Source organism: Rhizomicrobium sp. (genome assembly GCF_056722145.1).
In genome coordinates this window covers 1-3,242 of sequence record NZ_JBWZET010000173.1, presented here as the reverse complement: position 1 = coordinate 3,242, position 3,242 = coordinate 1, and the positions used below count along the sequence as shown (strand labels likewise).

At 64.0% G+C, this 3,242-nt stretch carries 3 protein-coding genes; all 3 read right to left on the bottom strand.

Annotation, left to right across the window (positions count from 1 at the left end):
- Window positions 1-1,152, bottom strand: a 1,152-nt coding sequence (locus tag AC1P6P_RS09240; RefSeq protein WP_481402151.1) for a HAMP domain-containing methyl-accepting chemotaxis protein, incomplete at its 3' end; no start/stop codon positions are given.
- A gap of 12 nt (window positions 1,153-1,164) precedes the next feature.
- A complete protein-coding gene (locus AC1P6P_RS09235; RefSeq protein ID WP_481402152.1) occupies window positions 1,165-1,668 on the bottom strand; it encodes a chemotaxis protein CheW in 504 nt (167 codons plus the stop codon).
- Between the two features lie 4 nt (window positions 1,669-1,672).
- Window positions 1,673-3,242: chemotaxis protein CheA (locus AC1P6P_RS09230; protein WP_481402150.1), on the bottom strand; the 1,570-nt coding region annotated here is incomplete at its 5' end.

Sequence of the window (3,242 nt, the reverse complement as noted above, 5' to 3'; positions counted from 1 at the left end):
CGTTTGCATCGCCTGCACCGCTCGACCGACCGCCTCGCCGCTGCGCTGCGCATCCAGCGAAGACTGGCGGGCAATCTTCTCGGTCTGCGCGGCGTTGTCGGCGTTCTGCTTGATGTTGGCCGCCATCTCTTCCATCGAGGCCGACGCCTGCTCGGCGGAGGAGGCCTGCTCGGTGGCGCCCTGACTGACCTGTTCGGCCGCCGACGACAGTTCCTGGCTGCCCGAGGCGACGTTCTCGGCGGCGTTGGTGGCGTTGGTGACGACGTCGCGCAGCTTCTCGACCATGCGCTGCAGCGCCCGTCCGAGCATGTCCTTTTCCGACAGCGGCTTCGGCTCGACGGTCAGGTCGCCCTCGGCGATCTTGTCGGCGATCTGGGCGGTGGTGCGCAGGTTGGCGGTCATGGTCTCGACCGCGGTGGCGACATCCTTGATCTCGTCGTTCGACCTGACCTCGATGCTCTGGCTGAGATCGCCGATGGCGGCAGCGTCGACCAGCTTGGTCACCTTCTTCAGGCCGGACCCGATCATGATCATGATCCAGCCGCCGGCGACGGACGCGAACAGGAAGGCGACAGCAGTGAGGACGATCAGGAAGTTGCGGGTCGAGCCGTAGTCGGACTCGGCGTTCTGTTGCGCATCCTTCATCAGCGACTTGGCCCGCTGGATGCGTTCTTCCGAAGCGGACAGCATGTCGAGGCCGGGCTGGTAGAGGGCTCCAAGGGACATTTCCTTGGCTTCCGCCTTGTGTCCGGAAACGGCAAGTTCGCGTAGCTTGGTGTCGAGCGGCTTCATCGCCTCGAACACCTGGCGCATATGCTGGTACACGGGCTTTCCCTGCTCGCCTGCGATCTCATAGCCGTGGGTGAGCTTTGCTTCGAGCTGGCTGCGAAGACCCGTGAGGTCATTGTCGTATTTCTGCATCACCTTGGGGTCATCCGACAGGATGACGTTCTTCTGCGCCCGCACGATCTCCATGAAGATGAAGCGCACGTCGCGGGCGGTTTCGAGCTTGTCGATTGGGCCGCTGATCAGCGCGGTGAAATTCTGGTTCATCGCCGAGACACCGTTGATGCCGAAGCCGGCTGCGGCCAGCATCAGAACAATGACCGCGCCGAACGCCAGTCCAAGCTTCAATTTAATCGTCATTCGCATGTCGATCCCCTGTCAGTGTTGGGTTCCGGTCTGGGCGAAGCCATGACCGCAGATTGAGAAAATGCGCGGCAGGTTTGGAACGATGATGAAATCGCCGTTCCGCTTTGCCAGACACCGGATGAAATCCTGCCGCCAGCGCGTGCCGATGCGCGGTGCCGCCTCGGTCGCCTTGTGGTCGATGGTCGTGACTTCGTGGACCTTGTCCGCCTTGAGGCCGATGACGCAGGTCTCGCTGTCCTGTTCCAGTTCGATCACGATGAAGCGGCTGTCTTGGGTCATCGATTGCGCGCCAAGCCCGAAGGCGAGGTGCAGATCGGCGACCGGAATGACGCTGCCGCGGAAGTTGATGACGCTGCCCGCGATCGGTGCCGAACCGGGCACCGCCGTCTCCGGCAGCCGGTCGAGGATTTCGCACACGAGGTTGGCCTCGAGCGCAAAGGTTTCGCCACCGAGATCGAAGGTCAGCACCTTGATCTGGCCGTCGTCGTCCCAAACGATTTCGCCGTCTTCGGTCATGGCATCAGCCGGCTGCACGCAGCCGGTCCTCCTGTTGCTGCCCGGCGGCGACCAGATGGGGCACGTCGAGGATAAGGGCGACGCCGCCGTCGCCGAGAATGGTAGCGCCAGAGAAGGTGCCGATCGCGGCATGGAAGCGCGACAGCGGTTTGATCACGGTCTGGTGGTCACCGAGGATCTGGTCGACGACGAGGCCGACGCGCTCGCTGCCGGTCGAAACCACCACGATCTTCTGGTAGCGATCCGGTGGCGTGCCGGTGGCGAACAGTTCGCGCAACCGGATGAACGGCACCAGTTGTCCCCGCAGCGTCAGGAACGACCGCCCCTGGCTGCGCTGATCCTGGTCGCTGGTAAGCTCGACGCATTCTTCCACGGAGGCGAGCGGAATGACGTAGCGGCCCTGTCCGACACGCACCAGAAGCCCGTCGATGATGGCGAGCGTCAGCGGAATGCGCAGGGCGACTTCGGCCCCCGCGCCTGGGCGGTTGGAAATGTCGATGGCGCCACGCAACGCTTCCACCGTGCGCTTGACCACGTCCATGCCGACGCCGCGGCCGGAAAGATTGGTGACGTTTTCGACGGTCGAAAAACCGGGCGCGAATAATAACTGCAGCGTTTCGGCCTCGTTCAACACCGCACCCGCGGGAATGAGACCGTTCTTTTCGGCCTTGGCGCGCACGCGCTCGACATCGATGCCGCGGCCGTCGTCGCTGACCGAGATGATGACTTCGGTGCCGGCTTGGCGGGCGCTGAGCAACACCCGTCCGGCATCCGGCTTGCCGGCGGCGCGGCGTTCCGCTGCGGTTTCGAGGCCGTGGTCAGCGGCATTGCGGATCAGGTGGATCAGCGGATCGGCCAGACGCTCGATGACGTTCTTGTCGAGCTCGGTGGTTTCGCCGGATGTCTGGAATTCGATCACCTTGCCGGTGTCGCGGCCAAGGTCGTGGATCAGGCGGCGGAAGCGGCCGAAGAGCTGGCTGATCGGGACCATGCGCACGCTCATCATCGAGTCGCGCAGTTCCGAGGCGAGCCGTTCGATTTCCTCGGCGACGGAATGCAGGTTGACGTCGGAGGAAAACGCGACGACCTGCTTCAGCCGCGATTGGGCGATGACAAGTTCGCCGACGCGGTTCATCAGTTCGTCGAGCCGCTCGGCAGGCACGCGCACGGTGTAGCCGATGGACTGCGCCGCCGCCGGTCTGTCGTTCGTTGCTGCGGGGGGAGCAGACTCTGAAACGGCAAGACTGGCGGCGGAAACGGCGGGCTCGATCGAAAGAGTCGCGTCGTCGCCGACGAAGATGAAGACGTCTTCGATCGCGGCGCGCGGGTGATGCGTCTTGAGGAGAATGTCCCAACCGAGATGGCATTCCGCCGGATTGAGATCGTGGAGCGCCGGGATTTCGGCGGTAATGGGTTCTATCTCGCACGGGCCGAGCGCGCGCAATTCGTCGAGCAGGGCGAGTGGCCGCGTGCCGTTGACGAGGGCGTCGCGGGCAAGCTGGAAACGGATTTTCCAGCTCGTCTCCGCTTTCGTTTCGGCCACGGGGGCGCCGGCGTTCATCGCGGTCTCGATG

Excerpts from the sequence above, each read along its gene's own strand:
- AC1P6P_RS09235 (WP_481402152.1), bottom strand. The coding sequence starts at position 1,668 with ATGACCGAAGACGGCGAAATCGTTTGGGACGACGACGGCCAGATCAAG.